The 23124-nt window shown below is 44.3% G+C and carries 24 protein-coding genes; 9 read left to right on the top strand and 15 right to left on the bottom strand.

Annotation, left to right across the window (positions count from 1 at the left end):
• Positions 1 to 153: 153 nt before the first annotated feature.
• A complete protein-coding gene (locus AC0OMU_RS16875) occupies positions 154 to 369 on the top strand; it encodes a hypothetical protein (RefSeq protein WP_015483630.1) in 216 nt (71 codons plus the stop codon).
• Positions 370 to 404: 35 nt separating this feature from the next.
• Here the strand turns inward: AC0OMU_RS16875 and maeN are convergent, their stop codons facing one another.
• From maeN to maeL, 7 genes are all read right to left on the bottom strand, one after another.
• Positions 405 to 1751 carry a sodium/malate symporter MaeN gene (maeN, locus tag AC0OMU_RS16870; protein ID WP_015483629.1) on the bottom strand — a complete coding sequence of 449 codons (1347 nt, stop codon included), beginning with the start codon at positions 1749 to 1751 and terminating at the stop codon, positions 405 to 407.
• 153 nt (positions 1752 to 1904) lie between these two features.
• A complete protein-coding gene (gene nupQ, locus AC0OMU_RS16865; RefSeq protein WP_014480697.1) occupies positions 1905 to 2864 on the bottom strand; it encodes a guanosine ABC transporter permease NupQ in 960 nt (319 codons plus the stop codon).
• A complete protein-coding gene (gene nupP, locus AC0OMU_RS16860; protein WP_474241350.1) occupies positions 2865 to 3911 on the bottom strand; it encodes a guanosine ABC transporter permease NupP in 1047 nt (348 codons plus the stop codon). It lies immediately after the preceding gene.
• Positions 3904 to 5436 carry a guanosine ABC transporter ATP-binding protein NupO gene (nupO, locus tag AC0OMU_RS16855; protein ID WP_047183578.1) on the bottom strand — a complete coding sequence of 511 codons (1533 nt, stop codon included), beginning with the start codon at positions 5434 to 5436 and terminating at the stop codon, positions 3904 to 3906. The genes nupP and nupO overlap by 8 nt, the downstream gene beginning before the upstream one ends.
• Before the next feature lie 74 nt (positions 5437 to 5510).
• Positions 5511 to 6590 (bottom strand): guanosine ABC transporter substrate-binding protein NupN, encoded by a 1080-nt coding sequence (nupN, locus tag AC0OMU_RS16850; protein ID WP_015384509.1) that lies wholly within the window; start codon positions 6588 to 6590, stop codon positions 5511 to 5513.
• 474 nt (positions 6591 to 7064) lie between these two features.
• Positions 7065 to 7772: a two-component system response regulator MaeM gene (gene maeM, locus AC0OMU_RS16845; RefSeq protein ID WP_014477821.1), complete on the bottom strand. Its 708-nt coding sequence runs from the start codon at positions 7770 to 7772 to the stop codon at positions 7065 to 7067.
• Positions 7765 to 9366, bottom strand: coding sequence for a two-component system sensor histidine kinase MaeL (gene maeL / locus AC0OMU_RS16840; RefSeq protein ID WP_322839905.1), 1602 nt, complete (start codon positions 9364 to 9366; stop codon positions 7765 to 7767). Before maeL ends, maeM begins: the two co-directional genes overlap by 8 nt.
• 177 nt (positions 9367 to 9543) lie before the next feature.
• Between maeL and AC0OMU_RS16835 the strand changes: the two genes are divergently transcribed.
• Complete coding sequence (locus AC0OMU_RS16835; RefSeq protein ID WP_003228837.1) at positions 9544 to 10101, top strand: YufK family protein; 558 nt, start codon at positions 9544 to 9546, stop codon at positions 10099 to 10101.
• A gap of 223 nt (positions 10102 to 10324) precedes the next feature.
• Here the strand turns inward: AC0OMU_RS16835 and AC0OMU_RS16830 are convergent, their stop codons facing one another.
• From AC0OMU_RS16830 to AC0OMU_RS16820, 3 genes are all read right to left on the bottom strand, one after another.
• Positions 10325 to 10738 (bottom strand): thiol-disulfide oxidoreductase DCC family protein, encoded by a 414-nt coding sequence (locus AC0OMU_RS16830; RefSeq protein WP_015384506.1) that lies wholly within the window; start codon positions 10736 to 10738, stop codon positions 10325 to 10327.
• 20 nt (positions 10739 to 10758) lie between these two features.
• On the bottom strand, positions 10759 to 12633 hold the full coding sequence (locus AC0OMU_RS16825) for a transglycosylase domain-containing protein (protein WP_174616584.1): 1875 nt from the start codon (positions 12631 to 12633) through the stop codon (positions 10759 to 10761).
• 92 nt (positions 12634 to 12725) lie between these two features.
• Positions 12726 to 13934, bottom strand: a complete 1209-nt coding sequence (locus AC0OMU_RS16820) for a multidrug efflux MFS transporter (RefSeq protein WP_396121714.1) — start codon at positions 13932 to 13934, stop codon at positions 12726 to 12728.
• On the opposite strand from AC0OMU_RS16820, the gene AC0OMU_RS16815 reads away from it, so the two are divergent.
• Positions 13837 to 14040, top strand: coding sequence for a hypothetical protein (locus AC0OMU_RS16815; RefSeq protein WP_003243502.1), 204 nt, complete (start codon positions 13837 to 13839; stop codon positions 14038 to 14040). The two genes, AC0OMU_RS16820 and AC0OMU_RS16815, sit on opposite strands and share 98 nt — an antisense overlap.
• A gap of 75 nt (positions 14041 to 14115) precedes the next feature.
• Positions 14116 to 14733 (top strand): 3'-5' exonuclease KapD, encoded by a 618-nt coding sequence (kapD, locus tag AC0OMU_RS16810; RefSeq protein WP_100505756.1) that lies wholly within the window; start codon positions 14116 to 14118, stop codon positions 14731 to 14733.
• Between the two features lie 26 nt (positions 14734 to 14759).
• Here kapD and kapB read toward each other — a convergent pair whose 3' ends face one another.
• The 3 genes from kapB to patB all read right to left on the bottom strand — a co-directional run bounded on the left by kapB (position 14760) and on the right by patB (position 17768).
• A complete protein-coding gene (gene kapB / locus AC0OMU_RS16805) occupies positions 14760 to 15146 on the bottom strand; it encodes a kinase-associated lipoprotein KapB (RefSeq protein ID WP_015384502.1) in 387 nt (128 codons plus the stop codon).
• Positions 15147 to 15191: 45 nt separating this feature from the next.
• Positions 15192 to 16478 (bottom strand): sporulation sensor histidine kinase KinB, encoded by a 1287-nt coding sequence (gene kinB, locus AC0OMU_RS16800; protein WP_015384501.1) that lies wholly within the window; start codon positions 16476 to 16478, stop codon positions 15192 to 15194.
• A gap of 126 nt (positions 16479 to 16604) precedes the next feature.
• Positions 16605 to 17768, bottom strand: coding sequence for a cystathionine beta-lyase PatB (patB, locus tag AC0OMU_RS16795; protein WP_474241349.1), 1164 nt, complete (start codon positions 17766 to 17768; stop codon positions 16605 to 16607).
• Between the two features lie 86 nt (positions 17769 to 17854).
• On the opposite strand from patB, the gene AC0OMU_RS16790 reads away from it, so the two are divergent.
• Positions 17855 to 18115, top strand: a complete 261-nt coding sequence (locus tag AC0OMU_RS16790; RefSeq protein WP_014480684.1) for a YugE family protein — start codon at positions 17855 to 17857, stop codon at positions 18113 to 18115.
• 28 nt (positions 18116 to 18143) lie between these two features.
• Here AC0OMU_RS16790 and AC0OMU_RS16785 read toward each other — a convergent pair whose 3' ends face one another.
• On the bottom strand, positions 18144 to 18965 hold the full coding sequence (locus tag AC0OMU_RS16785; RefSeq protein ID WP_015384498.1) for an alpha/beta fold hydrolase: 822 nt from the start codon (positions 18963 to 18965) through the stop codon (positions 18144 to 18146).
• Positions 18966 to 19112: 147 nt separating this feature from the next.
• On the opposite strand from AC0OMU_RS16785, the gene AC0OMU_RS16780 reads away from it, so the two are divergent.
• The 3 genes from AC0OMU_RS16780 to yugI all read left to right on the top strand — a co-directional run bounded on the left by AC0OMU_RS16780 (position 19113) and on the right by yugI (position 21369).
• On the top strand, positions 19113 to 19613 hold the full coding sequence (locus tag AC0OMU_RS16780) for an Lrp/AsnC family transcriptional regulator (RefSeq protein ID WP_009968070.1): 501 nt from the start codon (positions 19113 to 19115) through the stop codon (positions 19611 to 19613).
• Entirely contained in the window at positions 19614 to 20774 is a 1161-nt protein-coding gene (locus AC0OMU_RS16775) for an aminotransferase (protein WP_003228862.1), read from the top strand.
• A 202-nt stretch (positions 20775 to 20976) separates the two neighbouring features.
• Positions 20977 to 21369: a S1 domain-containing post-transcriptional regulator GSP13 gene (gene yugI, locus AC0OMU_RS16770; protein ID WP_014477809.1), complete on the top strand. Its 393-nt coding sequence runs from the start codon at positions 20977 to 20979 to the stop codon at positions 21367 to 21369.
• A 77-nt stretch (positions 21370 to 21446) separates the two neighbouring features.
• On the opposite strand, the gene AC0OMU_RS16765 is transcribed toward yugI, so the two are convergent.
• The gene (locus AC0OMU_RS16765; protein WP_003220771.1) at positions 21447 to 21683 is read right to left on the bottom strand and encodes a DUF378 domain-containing protein; all 237 of its coding nucleotides are present in this window, start codon (positions 21681 to 21683) and stop codon (positions 21447 to 21449) included.
• A 229-nt stretch (positions 21684 to 21912) separates the two neighbouring features.
• On the opposite strand from AC0OMU_RS16765, the gene AC0OMU_RS16760 reads away from it, so the two are divergent.
• On the top strand, positions 21913 to 23076 hold the full coding sequence (locus tag AC0OMU_RS16760; RefSeq protein WP_100505753.1) for an iron-containing alcohol dehydrogenase: 1164 nt from the start codon (positions 21913 to 21915) through the stop codon (positions 23074 to 23076).
• Positions 23077 to 23124: the final 48 nt, after the last annotated feature.

Genomic DNA, 23124 nt, shown 5'->3' with positions numbered 1-23124 from the left:
TTATATCGCACTTTTCTGCAAGCTGCCACGCTTCGAACTGCTGTAATGGGTTTTTATGAGTTCTTTTGACCTCAAAAATAAGTCTAACAAAAAAGAGGTTATTTGTATATTTAAAATCAATCCTGATCAAGCTGAAGGAAAGGAGCTGGTCATGTGAAAAGAAAAGTCGTGATGTGCTCAGGTTTATTCTGCTCAGTATTTGCAGGGGCATTCATGTTGAATCAATATGACGGGCGCAGCGGTGTGGCGGCTAGTGATGAGTGGGAGCTGTATTTACTGGAGCACCACCTGTCAGCCAGAATGAGTGAGACGGAATCAAAGGATCTGCCGTTTGGTCCCCGAGAGTATATTCGGATTGTGAATAAATAAAAAAAGAGTTCCGCATAAAACGGAACTCTTTCTGTTTATGAAGTGAAAAAACGAAGCAGCACTGTCGCGCAAATAACTGTGCCTGCACCGCCGAGACGGGTTGAAATTTGGGCAAACGGCATAAGGCCCATTCTTCCTGATGCCGATAAAATGGCAACATCACCCGTTCCGCCGAGGCCGCTGTGGCAGCAGGTAACGATTGCGGATTCAACCGGATACATGTTCATCAGCTTGCCTACAAAATATCCAGAACCAATCATCGCGATAACAACTGAAATACAAATGATGACAAACGGAATAGAAATCACAGACGCTACGTCATCCAACGGAATAAAGAGGATGCCGAGACCGACCATCAGCGGCCATGTAAAGCTTGAAGAAATAAACTTATAAAGCTGGTAAGCGCCTTCTTCCATTTTTTTCGGAAGAATATTCGCATACTTGACAGCCGCAGCTGAAATAATCATTAAGATCGCGCCCGGGATGAAGATGAATTTCTCCAATAACCCGCCAAAAATAAAGAATGTACACGCGAGCAGAACTCCTGCTCCCATTAGTTTAAAATCAATTTTTGCTTCGGCTTCTTTTTGATTGAAAATCTCATTTGCTTTTTTAGATTTTACGAGACGTCCGTTCCCATTTAGATCTGGACGCTTATCGCCAAGCTTTTTCATTAAGGCTGCACATATGATAGCAAAAACGTTTCCTATAATTGCGGCTGGAACCAGCTGAGACACAAATACATCAGCGGATGAGCCCAGTATTTGTGAATAGGCGATTGAAAGCGGCAAAATTCCTTCACCTATTCCCCCGGCAATAATTGGGACAACAACAAAGAAAAAGGAATCATAGGCACTATAGCCAAAAATAAATCCGACAAGGATGCCGGCTGTAACGGCCGCGATCGTTCCTGCAACCAGTGGAACGAACATTCTGATAAACCCCTGTATTAAAACAATTCTGTTCATACCGAGGATACTTCCCACAACAAGGCAAGCGATATAGAAATAAAGGAAGTTAGACGTTTTCATCAAGTTGGTTACAGCGTCTAAAGATGTTGAATTCAGTACATTGTAAAAGACTAAAAATGAAGGAACAAACAAAGATAAAATAGCAGGGCCGCCAATATCCTTCAATATCGGTATGCGTTGGCCTATGTCTCCGAGAAACACACCAAGAATCATAATGATGGCAAACCCGCCAAGCATATTTGCCGGCAGCTCATTGTAATAGGCTGCAAGAATAATAATAACAGCTAATACTGTGTATAATGGCAGAGGAATCACACCGATTTCCCAAGACCAGATTTTTTGAAACAGGTTTTTCCCCTGTGAGTCTTTTTGCTCAGGTGAAATTGTCCCCGTTTTTGGAATTGCTCCCATGTCATACACCCCCATGTATTGTTTGTTACAGTCTACAAGAAAGCGTTAACACTTCATATTTTTTTAAGTTAAAAAACTAATAAACAATTAAAATAAGGGGGTCTTTTGGATTAGAAAAAAACCCTGAGAATCGTCTTCCCAGGGGAGAATGTTTTATCTTTTTCCTTTAATATAAGGCACGCCATTGGCTTTTGGCGCATCTGCCCGCCCGATAAAGCCGGTTAAAGCGAGAATCGTTAAGACATAAGGAGCCATCAGCATATACACATTTGGTATGTCTTTAAAAAGAGGGAGCAGCGATCCAATGATGCTTAAGCTTTGGGCGAATCCGAAAAACAGGGCGGCCCCCAGTGCTCCGATCGGATGCCATTTTCCGAATACAAGCGCTGCCAGGGCGATAAAGCCTTGCCCGGAGATGGTAGAGTGCGTGAAATCAAGCGCAATTGTGGAGGCATATACGCCGCCGCCGAGACCGCCGAACAATCCGCTGATCATCACGCCGATGTAGCGCATTTTATATACGTTGATTCCCATCGTATCGGCCGCCATCGGATGCTCTCCGACAGAACGGATACGAAGGCCGAACGGCGTTTTGAACAAGATAAACCAGGAAATAAAGGCAAGTGCTATTGCAAGAATAGACGTATAATAGACATCCGAAAAGAAGATCTTTCCCAAGACGGGAATATCGCCCAAACCGGGGATTTTCGTCTTATAAAAAGGCTCTGGAATTTTGTCTGTCTGCGCTTTGCCGTAGATCAGTTTGACGATAAATAAAGTTGCCCCAAGCGCCAGCATGTTAATGGCGACACCGCTGACTGTCTGGTCGGCGCGAAACGAAATCGCCGCTGCCGCGTGAATCAGTGAAAACAGGGCGCCTGCTGCCATGGCGGCAAGGAGCGAAAGCCAAGGTGCGGCGGCACCTAATTCCGGACCGAAAAATAAATTAAATAACACGCTGGTGAACGCCCCGATAATCATGAGGCCTTCTAGACCGATATTTACCACACCTGATCTCTCGGAAAACACGCCGCCGAGAGCAGTTAAAATAAGCGGGGCCGCATAGACGAGTGTGGCAGGGACAATGATAGATAAAATCTGCACAATGTCCACTTAGTTCGCCCCCTTTTTCTTCAATTTGCCCATGACGAAACGAATCGCATAGCTTGAAGCCACAAACAGAATAATAATGGCAATCACAATATCAACGACCTCTGATGGAACGCCTGATTCAATCGGCATATTTAATGCGCCGATTTTCAGCCCGCCAAGCAGGCATGCTGCCAGTACAATGCCGACGGCTGTGTTTCCCCCGAGAAGAGCGACAGCGATACCGTCAAAGCCTACGCCGGTAAATGCGCCTTTCACTGCTGCGTATTCAAATGTTCCTAGGCCCTCCATGGCTCCGGCAAGGCCTGCAAAAGCGCCGGAGATAAGCATGGAGGTCATGATATTCTTCCGCACGCTCATGCCGGCATACTGGGAAGCGTGCTGGTTAAACCCGACCGCCCGGAGCTCAAATCCCTTTGTAGTTTTGTTGATGATAAACCACATGATAACTGCTCCGAGAAGGGCAACGATGATTCCCAAATGCAGCCGTGAGTAATCGGTGATCTGTTCAAGAAAAGGAGAGCGGAGGGAGGCGGATTCGTGAATTTTCCCCGTCTTGTCCTGATGATCTGTCAAAACGTTTGAAATGATGTAATTGGTCATGTGCAGCGCGATATAATTCATCATAATGGTGACAATGACTTCATGAACGTAAAATCGCGCTTTCAAAATGCCGGGAATTAACCCCCATAATCCTCCTGCAGCTGCCGCTGTAATCAATGCGAGCGGCAAGTGAATATATGCCGGTCCGTCAAACGCCGTACCGACCCAAACCGCTGCTGTCCAGCCGACGAGCAGCTGGCCCTCGACGCCGATATTAAAGAGTCCGGTTCGGAATGCAAAGGCGACAGCCAATCCGGATAAAATATAAGGCGTAATTTGCCGGATTGTTTCTCCGACATAATAGATTTCTCCGAATATCCCATTCCACAAAGCCGAATATCCGCTGGCCACACTGTAGCCGCTCACAAGCATAATCAACGCGCCGGCCGCAAGACCAAGGATGATTGCGGTGAGCGGCACGAGTAAATGAGAGAGTCGTTTAACCATTTGCTTTCCCCGCTTCCTTTTGTGTGCTTCCGGCCATCAAGAGACCAAGCTCCTGTTCAGTGGTGTCCTGCGGGTTAACGCTGGCGATAATGCGTCCTTCAAAAATAACGGCGATTCTGTCACTGAGATTCATAATTTCTTCAAGCTCAAACGAGAGGAGAAGAACGGCCTTCCCGGCATCACGCTGCTCAATGAGCTTTTTATGGACAAATTCAATGGCTCCGACATCAAGGCCGCGAGTCGGTTGGGCGGCGATTAATAAATCAGGATTTCGGTCTACTTCCCGCCCGATAATCGCTTTTTGCTGGTTTCCGCCTGACAATGCCCGCGCGTGTGTATATTCATCCGGCGTTCTGACGTCGTACTCAGTGATCAGGCTGCATGCTTTTTTGTACATTTCGCCTTTATGTAAAACGCCCAATGCTGAATACGGCTTTTTGTAATAGCTTTGCAGCAGGATATTCTCTCCGATTGGAAAATCAAGGACGAGACCGTGTTTATGGCGATCCTGAGGAATATGCCCGATCCCGGATTCAGTGATTTTTCTTGGCGTCAGGTTTTGGATCTGTTTTCCGTTTAAGGTGATTGTTCCTGAATCTGTTTTGCGGAGTCCTGTCACCGCTTCGATCAGCTCTGATTGCCCGTTTCCGTCGACGCCGGCTATGCCGACTATTTCTCCCGCTTTGACAGAAAGAGACAAATCTCTGACTGTCTCTATTCCGCGGGTATCTTTTACAGTTATGCCGTCAATCGCAAGCACTTCCGCTCCCGGCTGAGCAGCTCTCTTTTCGGTTTTGAACGATACCTCACGGCCGACCATTAGACTGGCGAGTTCGTCTTGGTTTGTATCACGGACATCAAGGGTTTTGATGCCTTTTCCTTTACGGATAACCGTAACGCGGTCACAAATCTCCATAATCTCTTTCAGCTTATGGGTGATTAAGATGATGGACTTCCCTTCTTTGACCAGGTTCTTCATAATTTGCATCAGTTCCTTAATTTCATGAGGCGTCAAAACAGCCGTCGGTTCATCAAAAATCAGAATGTCGGCACCGCGGTAGAGGGTTTTTAATATTTCTGCGCGCTGCTGCATTCCGACTGATATGTCAGCTGCTTTTGCTTCAGGATGGATCTGCAGGCCGTATCGATCGGAAATGTCCTGCACCTCTTGGCCAGCACGCTTCCGGTCAATTCTGCCAAACTTCTTTGGCTCTTTCCCGAGAATAATATTTTCAGCAACTGTAAAGGTGTCAACAAGCATAAAGTGCTGGTGTACCATTCCAATTCCAAGGTCATTCGCTTTGTTCGGGCTGTTGATGTGCACCTTCTCGCCGCGCACCCGAATTTCACCCCGCTCCGGCTGATACAGTCCGAAAAGGACATTCATCAACGTTGATTTCCCCGCCCCGTTTTCACCGAGCAACGCGTGTATTTCGCCTTTTTTGACTTGAAGAATGATATTATCATTGGCGACGATACCAGGAAACTCTTTACGGATATTGAGCATTTCAATGACATATTCCATTGATTGACCGCTCCTTTTTTCAAAATAAAAGAAAAACAAGGGATAAGGGCTCGACCTCCTTATCCCTGCGATTCTTATTCAGCTTTGAAGGTTTTCAGCTCTTTCTCGGTTGCCGGGACTTCCAATCCGTCGATGATTTTTTTCTTCCATTTATCGACCGCTTTGATCACATCATCCGATAGATTTTGTTTAGATGGAGAAATGCCGACTCCGTCTTGATCAAGCCCGTAGGTAAGTGTTTCGCCGCCCGGGAACTTTCCGTCGCTCGCTTTTTTCGTTACATCTTCAACGACTGTATCTACTTTTTTCACCATGGAAGTGAGGGTGACGTTATCATCTGTTCCTTCTACCTGGCCTTCTGCGTATTGGTCTTTATCGACACCGATGACCCAGACATCGCGTTTTGGATCTTCTTTTTTCAGGTTTTTCGCTTCAGTAAAGACGCCTGTGCCAGTGGCGCCCGCAGAGTGATAAATAACATCTACGCCTGATTTATACATGCTTTCGGCGGTTGCTTTACCGACATCGGCTTTATCGAACCCCCCTGCGTATTTCACTTCTACAACGGCTTTAGGGTTAACTGCTTGCACGCCGGCACGGAAGCCGACCTCGAATTTTTTGATTAACTCTGATTCCATGCCGCCTACAAAGCCGATTTTTCCTGATTTGCTTGATAGGGCTGCGGCCACTCCGACGAGAAATGAGCCTTCCTGCTCTTTAAACGTAATACTTGCGACGTTGTCTTTATCGACAACAGCATCTATAATCGCAAAGTTTGTATTTTTGCGCTGGTCAGCAATTTCGCTGATTGAATCCTCCATTAAGTAGCCGACGCCGTAAATTAAGTCAAAATTCTCACGCGCCAATTTATTTAAGTTCGTTGTATAGTCTGCATCTGATTTGGATTGAAGATAGTCGTAACCGTTTTTGCCTTTTTTCAGCCCATTCTCTTTCCCAAAGGCTTGGATGCCTTCCCAGGCTGATTGGTTGAAGGATTTGTCATCCACTCCGCCTACGTCAGTAACCATCGCCACACTGAATTTGTTTTTGCCTTCGCCTGAGCCGCTGCTTTTTTCGCTGTTTCCGCATGCTCCTAATATGGTGCCTGCTGCGATCACAAGTGACATCGCCAATCCGATTTTTCGTTTATTCAAGATATACCCCCCCAGAAAAATTTGGTTCAAAGCTGATCCGGCCAGTCATGTGATGGGCTGTCCTGAACAATTTCTTATAATCGATAAAATTTTCTGATAATAACAAATGGAATGCGCTGAGACAGTTCTATTCTTCCCTGAATAAGCGTGGTGTGAGTGTTTCCTTCGAAAGGCGGGGAAGAGAAGGATGCGGAAGGCGTTCCGGGCGGAAAACCGTGACATCGTTTTCTGAAGTAAGACTTATGACTTAGTTTTTCGGGATCAACTTACCAATCATAATTTATCATTTAACTAATAAGAAATAAATAGAATTTCGCATAATTTTTTAAAAAGTATCTATTTTTAGAATTGTTTGCTTAAAAATGTTGAAAGACCCTTTGTTATTCTTGTATAGCTTAACAACAATAGAATCAAGCATCTTGGCAAGAGATATGACAGGAAAAACGCACTGCTCAAAACAAGCAGTGCGTTTTCTTATAGATATTGCTTTATTCCGTTAAGGTTACTGTTGTTGACGTTGTACTGAAACACAGGTCTTCCGATCGTTCCGTACGCCATTTCTACATTCAGAACCTGTATATCTTCAAGAAACTTTAAGTATTTTCGTATGGATACTTGAGAGATTTCTGTGTGCTTTGCCAAGTCTTCTGTCGTAAAAGATTCATTTTCAAATGACTGGATACTGGACCAGATCAGCTTCAGCGTGCTTTTTGTCAGGCCTTTAGGAAGCTGCACTTTTTCTGTTGCTTCTTTCTTTTGAAAAAGCTCGGCGTCCAGTTCTTTTTGGCTCATGTTGCGATGGGTTGAATACACCTTTTGTTTTCGTCTGTAATCAGACAAAGCCGTTTGGAAACGTTCAAATTCAAACGGTTTGATTAAATAATCGACAGCTCCGTACCGAAGTGTTTTCTTGATCACGTCAAGCTCGCTGGCCGCTGAGATGACAATCACGTCAACCGCTTCATTTTGGGCTCTCAATTCCGTCAGCAGTTCCAGCCCGTTTTTTCCCGGCATATAAATATCAAGCAAAATGAGGTCGATATGATGCTCGCCTAAAATATGCAGAGCGCTTTGAAAGGAAGAAGCGATGCCTTTCAGCTGAAAGCCATCTATTTGGCTTAAGTATCGTTTATTTAATTCACCCACCATGGGGTCATCTTCAACTATTAGTACATTAATCATGATTTTCCTCCTTCGGTTCGTACGGGATGCGAATACTGAATGTCGTTCCTTCATTCTTTTCGCTTGTGAGGATCATTTGGCCTTTTAAATTTTCGATGCTTTGCTGTGTGAAATAAAGGCCGAATCCCCGATTTTTGCCCTTTGTTGAATAGCCTTGTTCAAATACTTTGGCTTGGTCTTCTTCAGACATGCCTGCTCCAGTATCGGTAATTTCAATATCAAGTATGCTGTTATGGAAGCGCATGGACATGGTGATTTGTTTTTTCGGCATATCGGCAACAGCGTCTAAGCCATTGTTGATGAGATTTCCGATGATTGTAATAAGCTCATGGATGACAGAAGGGTCTGCCGCGTTCGGGATGACACCGTTGCATTCAATATCAAGATTTGCGCCCTGTTCACGTATAAAGCTTTGCTTTCCGAGCAGAAAACCGGCCAGTACGGAGCTTTTGACATCATTTATAATTTCACTTGTTTCTGATTTTTGCTGTATGGCTATATCTTTAATATAATCTCCAAGATCATCATACTCTTTCAGCTGGACGAGACCTAATATCACATGCAGTTTGTTCATAAATTCATGAGACTGCGCTCTCAGTGCGTTTGCATACATTTTAACACCGGAAAGCTGTTCAGCTAAATGTTTTACCTCGGTCTTGTCGCGGAATGTTGCAATCGCTCCGACAGTTTGTCCTTTCAGCTGGATAGGAACTTCATTAAACACAAGCTCCAGCCCGTTAATGCGGGCGTCTCTGTCTTGAAGAGGTTTTTTTGTCTCAATGACCTTTTTCAAGCGGCTTTTCGGCAAGATGTCATCTACATCCTGATCAATGGGATTTGTGTTGATGCCCATTTTTACGAATAGGCGTTTTGCTTCCGCGTTGGCAAGTTTAATTTTGCCATGTTCATCGACAGCGAGTATTCCTTCCTTCGTCGATTCCAGCATCGCGCTCCGTTCTTCAAGCAGAGTCGCAATTTCATAAGGTTCAAGTCCGTACATGATATTTTTCACTGTACGGGCGACGATAACGGCTCCGATCACACCGACGAAGATGCTGACGCAAATAATAAAGTAAAGCGGCCGTAAGCTATGGCTGATCACTTCATCAATTTCATTTACGGTGATGCCGACCGCGACTGCACCGACTTGTTTTCCATTCTCCGCGTAGACAGGGACGAACGCTCTCTGCGATTTCCCGAGCGTGCCAGAGGCTGTGCTGATATGGACATGCCCTTTTAATACCTCGGACTCATCACCGCCTCTGAATTTTTTTCCGATTTTGCTCGGGTCAGGATGAGTTTTGCGGATACCGTTCATATCCATGACGACAACAAATTCCGTGCCGGTAATTTTCTGAACCCGCTTTGTGTAGCTCTGCAGTTCCTTTTGTTTTTTTCCGCTTTCTAAAGCAGCGGCTGTCATCGGCGCCTCAGCTACCATTTCAGCAGTCTGCAGCGCAGTGGCCTTTTCCTGATCTCTAATTCGTTTGGTGGTTTGGGCACCGACTGTAAAAAACGTAATGAGCAATGCGATTAATACAACGATACAAACAAATATGGTGAGTCTGGTTTGCAGTTTTAATGTTTTTTTCATATAAAACTTCCTTACGTTTTATGATTCCTGCGTACTACTTTACTCTCAAAATGCTGCTTTGTGAAGATTTGGGACCGTAATTCGTAAAAAGGAGAAAAAATGGAATAATTTATCTTGTCAATGTGTTTTAAGTCCTCCATAATAAATGAGGTAGATTATAGAAAGGGACTTTTTTATATGAAAAATACTTATTTGACAGGATATTTTCCGCTGATTGCGATCCTGCTTTTTAGTTCGTCCTTATCCATCTCAACTTCACTTTATGCGTTGAAGATGCTGTCTTCATTTGGAATGTATGATGGAATGCTCGATTATTTTTCAGAGAAAGGAATCAGGCTTGCGTTATTTGCTGCCTTTGCACTTTTATATTTTATGGTTCTGTCCGCTCTGAAATTAATTGCAAATACCGTGACCGAGCTGTCATTGCTGTTTTTTGCTAATGATCCGGAAGGGAACAACCTGAAAAAACTCAGAATGGGTTCCATGATTTATTTGGGCGGCGGGATTTTATCATTTGTGCTCTTGCAAAATGTCATTTGGATTGTGATCTGGTTTGCGGTCGTCACGCTCGCTTACTTTGTGTTTACCGTATACCGGATTTATTCGACGCTTTCTCTCATGTCATTAGTTGGATTCATTCTATTGGAACTGCTGTTTTGGTTTACCTTTGTTATCGGTATTCTGTTCATATTTATCAAGCTTTATAATAGCATAATGGCTAGCTTACCTGTGTAAGCTAGCCATTTCAGCGTTTGGTGGTCAGATTTGCGCTTCGTGCTCTATACGCAATGAAACGGCGGCTAGATTCTCAGGTTTCCGCCGTTTCACATCCAATGCTCGCTCTTCATCGACTTCAAAAGTTTTCAATCACGCTGAAAAGATGACAAAATCCTAAAACGAAGCCGTTTTAGGATTTTGTCAACAATCTGTGATGGCTAGCTTCCTAGCCATTTTTTATTTACGGTAAAAATCTTTTTTTAATAGAAGGGGAGGGGAGCATACATTCATTTTTTTTGCCAAACCACTTATAGCGGTTGTTGGCAATGAAAGAATAGACCATATCTCTGACAGGCTTCGGCACTGCGAAAAACAGGACGAAGAGCCGCCATGGGCCTCGCAGATGCCTGAAAACCTTAATGGCTGCAGTTGACTTTGTGTACACTTGGCCGTCTTCAATAAAGACAAAGCTGTCAAACCGATCAGTCGGAAGCCCGCTTTTTTTCAGCAGGCTCTGTCCTGTTTCCGACTGCAACGATGTGAAAGAAATCAATCCGTCCGGATCACGTTTAATGATAAACTGCACGGCGCCATTGCATAAATTGCAGACACCATCAAACAGCAAAACGCGATTTGGTATTTGTTCTGAAGTCACCCCATATCCCCTCCGATCCTTTAATAAGCCGCTTGCAGCGTTCCTTTCCAGATGGAAAGCTGAGGGCTGATGCTGTGAAGATATTCAACGCTGGTCGGTGTATCCTTTCCGACCCAGACACCCATTGTATACGTATCAGTCAGGCCGACAAACCACATATCGTGATAATCATTTGATGTTCCGGTTTTACCGCCGATGTAAGGCGCATGGAAATATGCTTTTTTCCCTGTTCCGCTTTTCACAACGGAAGACATCAGTTTTTTCAGCTGCATGTTCGTGCGGACGCTGAATATTTGAGTCGCTTTATCATTCCATTTATAAAGCGTTTTTCCTTTAAGGTCTGTCACCTTTGTAATCGCATGGCTCGGCGTATAGCTTCCGCTGTTTCCGAATGTCGTATAAGCCTTTGTCATCTCAAGAGGCGTCATGCCGTTTGTAAATCCGCCAAGCGCTGCCGGAAGAAGATAGTCACTGTCGACAAGTTTGGCAAAATGATACGGCTCAATATAACTGAATGCCTTTTGGATGCCGACGCGATCGAGCATTCTAATAGCCGGGGTATTATATGAATTTTTAAACGCCGTATCAAGCGTCACTGTGCCGTAAGTGCGGTTATTGTAGTTTTGCGGACAGTAGTCTTTGCTGCAAAACTTGCTGGCATCAATGGTGCTGCTTGTTGTCGCGCCGGTCTGTTCAATATAAGGGCCGTAATCAAGAAGCGGCTTAATGGATGACCCCGGCTGCCTGTACGCCTGGTAGGCGCGGTTAAAGTCATATTTTTGATAGTTTTTCCCGCCGGATAGAGCGATGATTTGATGCGTCTGGTGATTAATCACAGCCGCTCCGCCCTGTACGTCCGCATACGGGAGCTTGGAATTCATTTGTGCCACAACTTGATTTTGCATGTACGGATCAAGTGCAGTATAAATTTTCACGCCGTCTTTCATCAGCGTGCTGACTCTTGCGGACAGCTCGTTCTCGATCTTTTCTTTTTGTTTTCCTGATGCTTTTTGAAGGCGTTTATCAAAGCCTTCTGATTCAGACACCAGCTGAGTGAATTCATCATTGACGTAGGAAACGTAGTCAGGATATTTGTCTTCTCTTTTTTCAACATCCAGTTTGATTTTTTGTTTTACGGCTTTTTTCAGCTCTTTGTCCGTAATGACCCCGGCATCTTTTAGCCCTTTAAGCAAACGTTCTTGACGGCTTTTCGTGTAGTCAAAATGCTTGAGAGGATCATATAATGTAGGGTTATTAGGTATAGCACAGATAAAAGCCATTTCTCCCACTGTGAGAGATTTCAGCGGTTTGCTGAAATAGAATTCAGCCGCTGAACCGACGCCATAAACACCATTGTTAAAATAAATGGTATTTAAGTAAGCTTCAAGAATTTCATTTTTCGTATATTTTTTCTCCAGCTGATAGGAATACGCGAGCTCTGTCAGCTTGCGGCTGAAGGAGCGTTCGTGGCTCAAATACAAGTTTCTTGAAAGCTGCTGTGTGATGGTGCTGGCGCCCTGGTCAATTTTCTTGTCTTTTACGTTAGAAGCAGTAGCCCGCACCATTCCCATAAAGTCAAAGCCTTTATGCTCGTAAAAATGACGGTCCTCAGATGTTAAGAAAATCTGTTTGACTTCCTCGGGAATCTTGTTAAATGGAACGAGCACACGGTTTTCGTGGTCGCTGACGATTTCCGAGACAAGGGAGCCGTCCCTGTCATACATGTAGCTGTTCTGAACAAGGCTGATATCTTTCAGATTAATATTTTTATCAAGCACCTGATCCAGGGACTTCATTTGTTTTACTTCTTTTCCGGAAGCGATAACTGTAAATGCAAACAATGGGATTATGCAAAGGAGCAAAATCCATCCGATTATTTTTCGTAACATGGTCACTCTCTTTTCTCCTAAATTCTAGCCATATCGTACCATTCTTTTGAGATTACGAGAAGGTTAAATTTAGAAGATTCCTCAGTTTTTTCTCGGAATCAGCTTGCTTTGGCATAAGAATCTTTCCGAAGTTTCTGCATGATCCAAAGCATGCAGGCGCCGGCGAAAAAGAGAAACGCCGTGACGTAAAAGGTGGCCGAAATGGCAAAATGGCTCGATATGATTCCGCCGAGCAGAGGCCCGAGCACGTTTCCTAAAAAGCGAAAGCTGACATTGTAGCCGAGAACTTCACCTTGAATGCTGCCTGGAGCCTGAACGCGGATCGCTGCCGTAATGCATGGCAGCAAACCGCCCATCGCCATTCCGAATAAAAATCTGAAAACAAGGAGCACGCTGAGTGAGGACGCGAGCGCCTGCGGAATAAAAAAGAAAGAGGCGGCGAGCAAAAGTCCGATTAAAATGCGGCGATGGCCGTAGCGGTCGCCCAGATCACCCCATTTTCTAGCCAGTAGCAAACTTCCGAGCCCCGTTGCTGAAAATGCCATGCCGGAGAAAAAGGCAAGATTGACAGGTCCGTGTAGCTCATTTACATATAAAGCGAGCAGGGGCTGAATACTGAAATTGCCTGTTTGAATCAGCATGGTTAACAGCATCATGACCCACAGCGCCGGCTGGTGAAAAATATAGGAGAGCACTTCTTTTCTCGAGTATGACGTACGTTTGGCTGTTTTCTCTGCAAGAGGCTTTTCTTTGACACCAAATAACACGAGAAGAACAGACGAGAAAATCACAAAGGATGTGATAAAAAAGGTATACGTAAAGCCGAAACGATCAGCAAGCATGCCTCCCAAAAGCGGGCCGAACAAGCTTCCGGACACTTGCCCCATTTGCAGCGTGCCAAGTGTTTTGCCGGCTGAGCTCTTCGGAGTCTGTGCCGAAATCATCGCAAGAGATGTCGGGATGAATCCGGTTACAAGACCCATTGCCATACGCAGAAAAAACAATTGGTACACCGATGTAACAAAGCCCATGAAGAAAATGCTGAGGGCAATGCCCGTTCCGGTTGCCATAAGGATTTTCTTGTATCCGCGTTTGTCTCCGAACCGTCCCCAAAACGGGGATACCAAAAACGCCATGAGAAATGTAATGCCGAACACATAGCCGCTCCACCTTTGCACAAAGCCGTTTGAAAAAGAGCTGAGCGTCTCAATGTATAAGGAGAGAAAAGGAACGATCATCGTTGTGCTAGCGGAGACAAAAAAGTTCGCCAGCCACACAATGACAAAGTTTTTCTTACGGATAGAAATAACATCACCTTCTTATTATTTCGGGTTCCTTACTAATTATAAAGAAACGATTCACAATTTAAAAGAAACGAAGCGGCTGGGAAAATTCATTATTTTTAGAAAATGAAGAAATGTCGAGAAGGGGAATTGATATACTATAAAGATAGCATTTTCTGATCGGAGGAAAGGCAGGTGTAAAAAGGTGACGACAAACAGCTTACTCATTATTGATTTCGAATTTACAATGCCCGATGGAAAGTACAGTCCTCAAAACTTCTTCCCGGAAATCATTGAAGCCGGAATTGTAAAGTCGATTGATGATGAAGTGGTTGAGACGTTTTCTAGCTATGTTAGACCGAAAAAGTTCCCGAAGCTTACGAAACGCTGCAAATCATTTTTAAAAATAACCCAAAAACAGGTAGACGAAGGAATGAGATTCGAGGATCTCATCCGTAAACTAAACGAGCTGGATCCTGAGAAAAACAGCACAATTATTACGTGGGGAAACATGGATATGAAAGTGCTGAAGCAAAACTGTATGTTTAACCATATCCCTTTCCCGTTTAAGGGAGAAATGAGAGATTTATCGCTTGAATACAAAAACTTTTTTGGAGACCGGACATTGACGGGTTTATGGAAAGCTGCCGAAGAGTATGGAGATTCCGGAACCGGCACCCATCATAAAGCGCTTGATGATGCCCTCACAGCACATAAACTTTTTAAGCTTGTTGAGCAGGATAAGCAGTATCTCGAAAAGCCAAAACCGCCCACAATCGGCGAAAGAATCGATTTAACCGAACTGTTGAAGCGCGCGACGTAAAAAACCCAATCTTTTGTCAGACTGGGTTATGGCCGGTTAAAATATTCTTTTTCTAAGATGTCCAGATTATGAAGGGAGCGTTTTGCCCACTCCGAACCATCCTCATTCAATTTGGCTCTCAGCTGTGCTGTCGCCTCCCGCAGAGATTCGGTATAATCCGGCACTTCACCGTCATAAGGCTTCACCATATGGTGGGGGATGTTGGTCTGTTCACCATATGCGAGCGCTTTTCTCTCATGAAAAAATGGCACATCCGCCTGTTTTGGATGATGAAGGTCTCCTTGAGCGGGATGGGTAAGAACCGCTTTCACTTTCACTAAATAGTGCTGCGGCCTGCAAGCCGTGATTTCTCCTATGTATACACCTGTTTTGTAAAATCCTTTAACGATAGAGCCTGTCTCAAACGTGCTCATCTGTCATCACCTCGCATTTATTCTATTAAAGTTCCAATCGATTTGCTAGTGAGGAAGATCAGCGGGAAGCTTAATGGTCACCGTAGTGCCTTTTTGGAAGCTGCTGTTAAATGAAATGGTCCCGTGATGATGTTCAATAATGGAAAAGGTTACGGTGAGGCCGAGTCCCGTTCCGTTCGTTTTTAAGGAATAATAAGGTTCGCCGAGTTTTTGCATTTGATGGTCTGTCATCCCGACCCCATTGTCTGTGATGTTAATCATGATCGTATGGCCGTTTCTTTTGGCTGATATGTGGATCATTCCCTTCCCGTGAGGAACCGCTTCAATACTGTTTTTCATCAGGTTGATGACAGCCTGCTTCAGCTTTGTTGCGTCTCCGTATATCAAAAGGTCCGGTTCTGTTTCAGCCTCGACGGTTACTGACTTGTAATTGGCGTACGACACCATAAGGGAGCTTGTCTCTTTAATAAGGCCAGATAGGTCAAAAACTTCTTTTTCGTATAATTGCTGTTTGGCCATATCGAGATAGTTTGTAATAATGCCTTGCGCCCGGTCAAGCTCTGACAGTACAAGCTTTTTGTAATCCGCACTCGACTTGTTTTGTAGGGTTTCGTCATTAAAAAGCAGCTGGACAAACCCGCGGACAACTGTCAGCGGATTCCTGACTTCATGAGCGACGCTCGCTGCCAGTTCACTCACAATCGTCATTTTTTCAGAGTGGATAAGCTGTGAACGCAGGGCGATATTTTCGGCGATGCTTTCGATAATATAGATGCTTAATAGAAGAACACTGGAGCGGAAAAGCCCTGAGACTGCCGCCTCGTAAATGAAATTTCCTGATTTTTGAAAATTTAAAATATTCAAGGCGGAAAGAATCCAGCTTGAGGCGAAAAATAGGAAAATCTCCACGCAGCTGATCAATAAAGACAGCAGCAGTTTTTTCGCTTTGGACATGAATGGCCATTTTTTCTGAAATAAGATTGGGATAATGATAAGAAAAGGCAGCAAAGTGAAAACAAACATTGCGGAAGGTTCGTAAAAAAGCAGTTCAAAACATAGGACAGATGCGGCGACCGTAAGTCCGGAAGCGGTACTAATGTAAAATAAACAAATGATAACGGGAATCATCTGAAGGCCGTATTGTATGTAGTCCATTTCATGAATCGGGAAAATAATGCATAAAACGGAGGCGCCGCAGGCGAAGAGCGTGACCAAACCGCTGTTTATTTTTGGCACAAGAATCGCAGGTTTTCCAAGCCAAAACACTTGGTAAAGAAGAATAGGAAACAAAATAAAGCAGATGTGCAGAAGATAGTCTTTTAGAATTTCCATTCGTGTGAAATCCTTTCGTATAAAATATGAATCTATTATAACACTAAATATTAGAAGTAAAATATAAAATTCCTTTATTAAGAACGCCTTTACAAATGAAGACGTAAAGGCGTTTAACAGCTATATTTACGATAATGCGGCTTTGATGCGGCGCAGGCCGTCCTGCAGGGTTGCAAGAGAGCATCCTGCGTTCAGGCGCATAAATCCTTCTCCGCCAGGCCCGTATTTCGTCCCGGGCTCTAAAATAACTTTTCCTTTTTTCAGCATTCTTTGCTGAAGCTCTGCATCGGACAAGCCGTAAGCGCTGAAGTCGAGCCAAATCAAGTATGATGCGTCCGGCTTCATCATTTTGACCTTTGGCAGCTCGGTGCTCAAAAAGGCTTCCGCTTCGTTCATGTTTTTCTCAATGTAAGAGATCAATTCATCGAGCCACGGTCCGCCTTTTGAATACGCGGCTTCGATTGCAGTGACGGCAAATGCGTTCAGTCCGCCTAAACCATTTCGCTGAAGGCTTGCGGAAAACTTGGCGCGCTTCAGGCGATCTGGAATGATGATTGCTGAAGCCTGCAATCCGGCGATATTAAATGTTTTGCTTGGAGCAGAACATGTCATGGAAATATCAGCGAAATCGTCAGAGAGCGAAGCGAACGGCGTGTGTTTGTGTCCGTACAGCATTAAATCGGAATGGATTTCATCCGATACAACTGTGACGCCATGCTCAAGGCACAATTCACCTAGCTTCCATAAATCTTCCCGGCTCCATGAACGCCCAGAAGGGTTATGAGGATTGCATAAAATAAACAATGTAACGCTTGGGTCACTAAGCTTCGTCTCCAAATCTTCAAAATCCATTGCATATGCGCCGTCTTTTTCTAGCAGCGGATTATGTAAAATGTGCCGGCCGTTTTTCTCCACCATATGGTAAAAAGGCGTATAAACTGGAGGCTGAACAACTACTTGATCGCCAGGCTCCGTAAAAGCTTGTACCGCCATGCTCAAAGCCGTTACAACGCCGGGGCTGAATGTGATGCTTTCCGGATTCACCTTCCAGCCGTGCCTGTTTTGCATCCATCCGCACACAGCATCCTTCGTTTTTTGATCTGGAGTTGTATAACCAAAAATACCGTGGTCAAGACGCTCTTTTAACGCTTCAGTTATCGCTTCCGGGGCGCGAAAATCCATATCCGCCACCCACATCGGGAGTGCGTCTGTCACGCCAAATAATTCGCCTGTTTTGTCCCATTTGACAGATTGGGTGCCAAGGCGTTCTTCTCGTTTATCAAAGTTCATTCTGTTACCCCCTCATGTATGTTTATTCTTCTAAGCTTCACTATGATAAGATAGAACTGCAAATTTTATTATAAGCGGTGATGAATATGGAAGAAAGTCAAGCGGTCAGGGAAATGATTAAGATCATTGCCAAATGGGACCCGTTTAAATATGGAGAAGAGTTTTACGAAACGGAGGCTGTTGATGTCGTGCAGGCAGTCTATGATGAAGACGATCCTGACGTGCTGGCGAAAAGCATTCAGCAAATATTTGAAACTTCTTTTGAACAAACGCTGCCGATCGACAGCTGCCGGGAAGTGGCTGGCCAGCTTTTATTCATTAAAAACAGCAGCTCCTGCACGCCTTAAAAAAACCGGTTCAGCACCGGTTTTTTTGTTATTTGATAAAATCAGCAATGTGTTCAGAAATAAGTTCAGGCCGTTCTTCAGGCACCAGATGTCCGGTCTGGCCAAGTGAGTACAGCACGGAATTAGGCAAATCTGCGTGCAGCCGTTTACCGATCTCCATTGGGACAATTCGATCCTCCTCGCCCCAAATCAATAGAGCAGGCTTGTTCATTTTCTTCAATTGCTCGGGTTCTAAATCTCCTTCTCTGTGGCGGATAAACCTTGTCATGGCTTTGAAAATCTGCTCGTCCTGAAACGGTCTGCCATAGCCGTCAATCATCTCCTCATCAATCAGCGATTTGTCATGCACCACATTTAATAAATTTTTCATCACGCCTTCTTTCGAGAGCCAGCGTTTGATGTAAAGATGAAAATACGGGATATGGGTCCCGAAAATAATCGTCGGGTGTGAACGTTTTAAATACCCTGAACTGCAAAGTAGCACAATCTTTGAAAAAAGCTCAGGCTTTTGGAGAGCAGCAGACAGCGATATCTGCCCGCCCATAGAATGCCCGACAAGCACAGCCTGTTTCACTTGCAAGTGCTCCAAAATCCCAATTACAAGCTTAGCAAGGTTTTGATAGGTATAGATAAACGTTCTTGATTTTTCAGATTGGCCGAAAGGAGGCAAATCAAGCGCGATGATGTCGTACTTGTCCCGAAGGAGAGGAATTACTTTTCTGAAGCTGAATGCTGATGATAAAAAACCGTGTACGCAGACCAGCGTTTGTCTGCCGGGATTTTGATAATGTTCGTAGTATACGTTGACTCCATCGACCGTAAACCGCCTTATTGGTGAAACCGCCTCCATTCTGTGTCACTCCCTTTTTTTGATGGTTGTATTATGCCCTGAAATTGTCAATTCTAGCGGAAGTTTCTCCTCGTTTTTTCTTAGCATTCGTCAAAAAACGTGATATAATGTCATGAGATTTCTTGACATTGCAAAGGTGTGAATCAAATGAAATTGACAGAAAAAGAAACAGAAATATTAGAAATTTTAGACGAAAACAGCCGCGCCGATTTAGAAACAATCGCAAAGATGGCGGGCATCCCTGTAAATGAAGTAAAAACAATTATTGACAAACTGGAGAAAGAAAAGGTTATTATCGATTATTCCGCTATGATTGATTGGCGAAAAGTAGACGGACATGAGGGCGTTACGGCCATGATCGACGTCAAAGTAACACCGAAGCGGGGCGTCGGTTTTGATGAAGTGGCGGAACGGATTTACCGATTCCAAGAGGTTGAATCAGTTTACCTGATGTCAGGCGTATACGATTTGTCTGTCGTGATTCGCGGCAATTCGATGTCTGACGTAGCGCGTTTTGTTTCGGATAAACTGTCCACACTTGATTCAGTTGTATCTACGACAACTCATTTTATCCTGAAAAAATACAAGCATGACGGCAAAGTGTTTGAAACAGGAGACGACGACAAAAGAATCGTGGTGTCCCCGTAAATGACTTCGTATTTATCTGACTATGTACAACAAATAAAGCCGTCCGGCATCCGCAAATTCTTTGATTTGGCGGCAACGATGGAAGGCGTCATTTCTTTAGGCGTCGGCGAGCCTGATTTTGTTACCGCGTGGAATGTCCGCGAAGCAAGCATTCTCTCTCTTGAACAAGGATATACGTCATACACGGCCAATGCGGGTTTATACTCATTGCGGGAGGAAATCAGCCGTTATTTGAGCAACAGGTTTGACCTTAGCTACTCGCCAGATAATGAGCTGATTGTGACAGTGGGGGCAAGTCAGGCTTTGGATATTGCGATCCGCGCCATTGTGAATCCAGGTGAGGAGGTCATCATTCCTGAGCCGTGTTTTGTGGCGTACGATGCGCTTGTTTCTTTGGCAGGCGGTATCCCGGTTCACGTTCATACAACGGCAGACAAAGGATTTAAAGCAACGGCTGCTGATTTTGAAGCGGCAGTCACTGAAAAAACAAAGGCCATTCTCATCTGCTCACCATCGAATCCGACAGGTTCGGTTTATTCGAAGGAAGAGCTGAATGAGATTGCTGAGTTTGCCAAAAAACATGATGTCATCGTTTTAGCCGACGAGATCTACGCAGAGCTGACATATGATGAGGAATTTACAAGTATAGCGGCATTACCGGGAATGAAGGAACGGACGGTAGTCATCTCAGGCTTTTCAAAAGCATTTGCAATGACGGGCTGGAGGCTCGGTTTTGCTGCGGCACCATCCTTGCTTCGGGATGCAATGCTTAAAATTCATCAGTATGCGATGATGTGCGCGCCCGCAATGGCGCAGTTTGCCGCCCTTGAAGGCCTGAAGAACGGCATGGAAGACGTAGAAAAAATGAAAAAAAGCTATCGAAGAAGACGGAATCTGTTTGTAGAATCGCTCAATGAAATCGGTCTCAGCTGTCATCATCCGGGCGGCGCTTTCTATGCTTTTCCATCTATTAAAAGCACGGGAATGAGCTCAGAACAGTTTGCTGAGGAGCTACTTACGCAGGAAAAAGTGGCAGTTGTTCCTGGAAGTGTGTTTGGTCCGAGCGGTGAGGGATATATCCGTTGTTCATACGCAACCTCGATTGAACAGCTTCAAGAAGCGTTAGTCAGAATGAAACGCTTCCTGCACAAAACAACATAAAAAAAGATACGAACCTTTTGTTCGCATCCAATAAAAGGGGGGAATACTAGAAAGCCTTTGGTATTTTTCAGTTTACCCCCTTTTTGCTGTGCATAAACCTGATTTTTTATAAAAAAGTTTTCTTTGCGGAAATAAGACATGTATGATATAATTTTAAATTGCGTATAAACAGATATATAATTTAACTTAGGAGTTGTTATGAATGGCAGCAAAATTTGAAGTGGGCAGTGTTTACACTGGTAAAGTTACAGGATTACAAGCGTATGGTGCGTTTGTTGCATTAGATGAAGAAACTCAAGGTTTAGTACACATTTCTGAAGTGACTCACGGTTTCGTAAAAGATATCAACGAGCACCTTTCAGTTGGCGACGAAGTACAAGTAAAGGTACTTGCTGTTGATGAAGAAAAAGGCAAAATCAGCCTTTCAATTCGTGCGACACAAGCTGCGCCTGAGAAAAAAGAAAGCAAACCAAGAAAACCTAAAGCTGCTCACGTAAGCGAAGAAGCTTCTACACCACAAGGTTTCAACACATTAAAAGATAAGCTTGAAGAGTGGATCGAAATGTCCAACCGCAAAGACCTTATCAAAAAATAAGCATGAAAAAAGCACCGGACAGGAATGTTCGGTGCTTTTGATTTCATGCAAAATCCTATTTCAGCGTGATTGATATCCTATCGCATTTCAGGATTTGCTGCTTCTTCACGTGATCTTTCCTCGTTTGGCTTAAATAGCAGACCGAGGTTGATTAAGCCGGCGATTCCGACAAGTCCGTAAATGATTCGGGAAAGAGCTGACCCTTGGCCGCCGAAGATAGCCGCTACTAAGTCAAATTGGAAAAATCCGATCAGTCCCCAGTTAATGGCGCCAATGATGGTTAATACAAGACAAATTCTTTGAATGGTACTCATGTTTTGCAACCTCCTCCATGAATTATTAAAACAGTTATAGATTGTGACATATTGGAGAATCTATACATGCATTCTCCATATGAGGGAAGCTGGCCTGCCCTCGCTTATATCAGCTTCTTTCCCAGCATCCTGCAAAATAAAACCATCTGGTATGCTGATCGGTGAGAGCTGATTGCTTTACATGTGGTGAGGACATTCTGCATAATAAAAAATCTAAGGAGGAGATGTCATGCAAAACTTTACATACTGGAATCCGACCAAATTAATTTTCGGGCGCGGCGAAGTGGAAAGACTTCCGGAGGAACTCAAACCTTACGGAAAAAACGTATTGCTTGTGTACGGAGGCGGCAGCATTAAACGCAGCGGCCTGTATGATCAAGTGATTGAACAGCTGAATAAAGCCGGAGCAACCGTGCATGAATTAGCAGGTGTGGAACCGAATCCGCGAGTGTCGACTGTTAATAAAGGTGTTGCCATCTGTAAAGAACACAACATTGATTTCTTGCTGGCTGTCGGAGGCGGAAGCGTAATCGACTGTACAAAAGCGATTGCCGCAGGAGCGAAGTATGATGGTGATGCGTGGGATATCGTTACGAAAAAACATCAGCCAAAAGATGCTTTACCATTCGGAACAGTATTGACTCTCGCTGCGACTGGTTCAGAAATGAACTCAGGATCTGTTATTACAAACTGGGAAACAAAAGAAAAATACGGCTGGGGCAGCCCGCTCGTATTCCCGAAATTCTCGATTCTTGATCCGGTGAATACATTCACCGTACCTAAAAACCACACGATCTACGGGATGGTTGACATGATGAGCCACGTATTCGAACAATACTTCCACCATGTATCAAACACGCCGTATCAGGACCGCATGTGTGAATCACTTCTGCGTACAGTCATTGAAACAGCGCCTAAGCTGATTAATGATCTCGAAAATTACGAATTGCGTGAGACAATCCTGTACACAGGAACAATCGCATTAAACGGCATGCTTTCTATGGGGGCAAGAGGGGATTGGGCTACTCATAATATTGAACATGCAGTATCAGCCGTTTATGATATTCCGCATGCCGGCGGACTGGCAATTTTGTTCCCGAACTGGATGAGACACACATTGTCTGAAAACCCTGCCCGCATGAAACAGCTTGCAGTTCGCGTGTTTGATGTTGAAGAAGCAGGTAAAACAGATGAAGAAATCGCACTTGAAGGTATCGATAAGCTGTCCGCATTCTGGACAAGCCTTGGCGCTCCGAACCGTCTTGCTGATTATGATATTAATGATGAGCAGCTTGACACAATTGCTGACAAGGCAATGGCTAACGGTACATTCGGCCAATTTAAATCACTCAACAAAGAAGATGTGCTGTCAATTTTGAAAGCATCTCTATAAAAAAAGGGGAAATAGCCGTTTGGCTGCTTCCCTTTTTCTTTTTGTCAA

The organism is Bacillus sp. FAU18, from assembly GCF_056033885.1.
Note: the sequence above shows the minus strand (reverse complement) of the source record. Positions and strands in the feature narration are given on the sequence as shown.

What these genes read in the sequence shown, in the direction of transcription:
- AC0OMU_RS16765 (WP_003220771.1), bottom strand. Translation starts at nt 21,683, where the DNA reads ATGAGTACCATTCAAAGAATTTGTCTTGTATTAACCATCATTGGCGCC.
- AC0OMU_RS16760 (WP_100505753.1), top strand. Translation starts at nt 21,913, where the DNA reads ATGCAAAACTTTACATACTGGAATCCGACCAAATTAATTTTCGGGCGC.
- patB (WP_474241349.1), bottom strand. Translation starts at nt 17,768, where the DNA reads ATGAACTTTGATAAACGAGAAGAACGCCTTGGCACCCAATCTGTCAAA.
- maeL (WP_322839905.1), bottom strand. Translation starts at nt 9,366, where the DNA reads ATGAAAAAAACATTAAAACTGCAAACCAGACTCACCATATTTGTTTGT.
- AC0OMU_RS16780 (WP_009968070.1), top strand. Translation starts at nt 19,113, where the DNA reads ATGAAATTGACAGAAAAAGAAACAGAAATATTAGAAATTTTAGACGAA.
- maeN (WP_015483629.1), bottom strand. Translation starts at nt 1,751, where the DNA reads ATGGGAGCAATTCCAAAAACGGGGACAATTTCACCTGAGCAAAAAGAC.
- AC0OMU_RS16775 (WP_003228862.1), top strand. Translation starts at nt 19,614, where the DNA reads ATGACTTCGTATTTATCTGACTATGTACAACAAATAAAGCCGTCCGGC.
- AC0OMU_RS16790 (WP_014480684.1), top strand. Translation starts at nt 17,855, where the DNA reads ATGGAAGAAAGTCAAGCGGTCAGGGAAATGATTAAGATCATTGCCAAA.
- AC0OMU_RS16815 (WP_003243502.1), top strand. Translation starts at nt 13,837, where the DNA reads ATGTATAAGGAGAGAAAAGGAACGATCATCGTTGTGCTAGCGGAGACA.
- nupO (WP_047183578.1), bottom strand. Translation starts at nt 5,436, where the DNA reads ATGGAATATGTCATTGAAATGCTCAATATCCGTAAAGAGTTTCCTGGT.
- maeM (WP_014477821.1), bottom strand. Translation starts at nt 7,772, where the DNA reads ATGATTAATGTACTAATAGTTGAAGATGACCCCATGGTGGGTGAATTA.
- kinB (WP_015384501.1), bottom strand. Translation starts at nt 16,478, where the DNA reads ATGGAAATTCTAAAAGACTATCTTCTGCACATCTGCTTTATTTTGTTT.
- AC0OMU_RS16785 (WP_015384498.1), bottom strand. Translation starts at nt 18,965, where the DNA reads ATGGAGGCGGTTTCACCAATAAGGCGGTTTACGGTCGATGGAGTCAAC.
- yugI (WP_014477809.1), top strand. Translation starts at nt 20,977, where the DNA reads ATGGCAGCAAAATTTGAAGTGGGCAGTGTTTACACTGGTAAAGTTACA.
- nupP (WP_474241350.1), bottom strand. Translation starts at nt 3,911, where the DNA reads ATGGTTAAACGACTCTCTCATTTACTCGTGCCGCTCACCGCAATCATC.
- kapB (WP_015384502.1), bottom strand. Translation starts at nt 15,146, where the DNA reads ATGAGCACGTTTGAGACAGGCTCTATCGTTAAAGGATTTTACAAAACA.
- AC0OMU_RS16835 (WP_003228837.1), top strand. Translation starts at nt 9,544, where the DNA reads ATGAAAAATACTTATTTGACAGGATATTTTCCGCTGATTGCGATCCTG.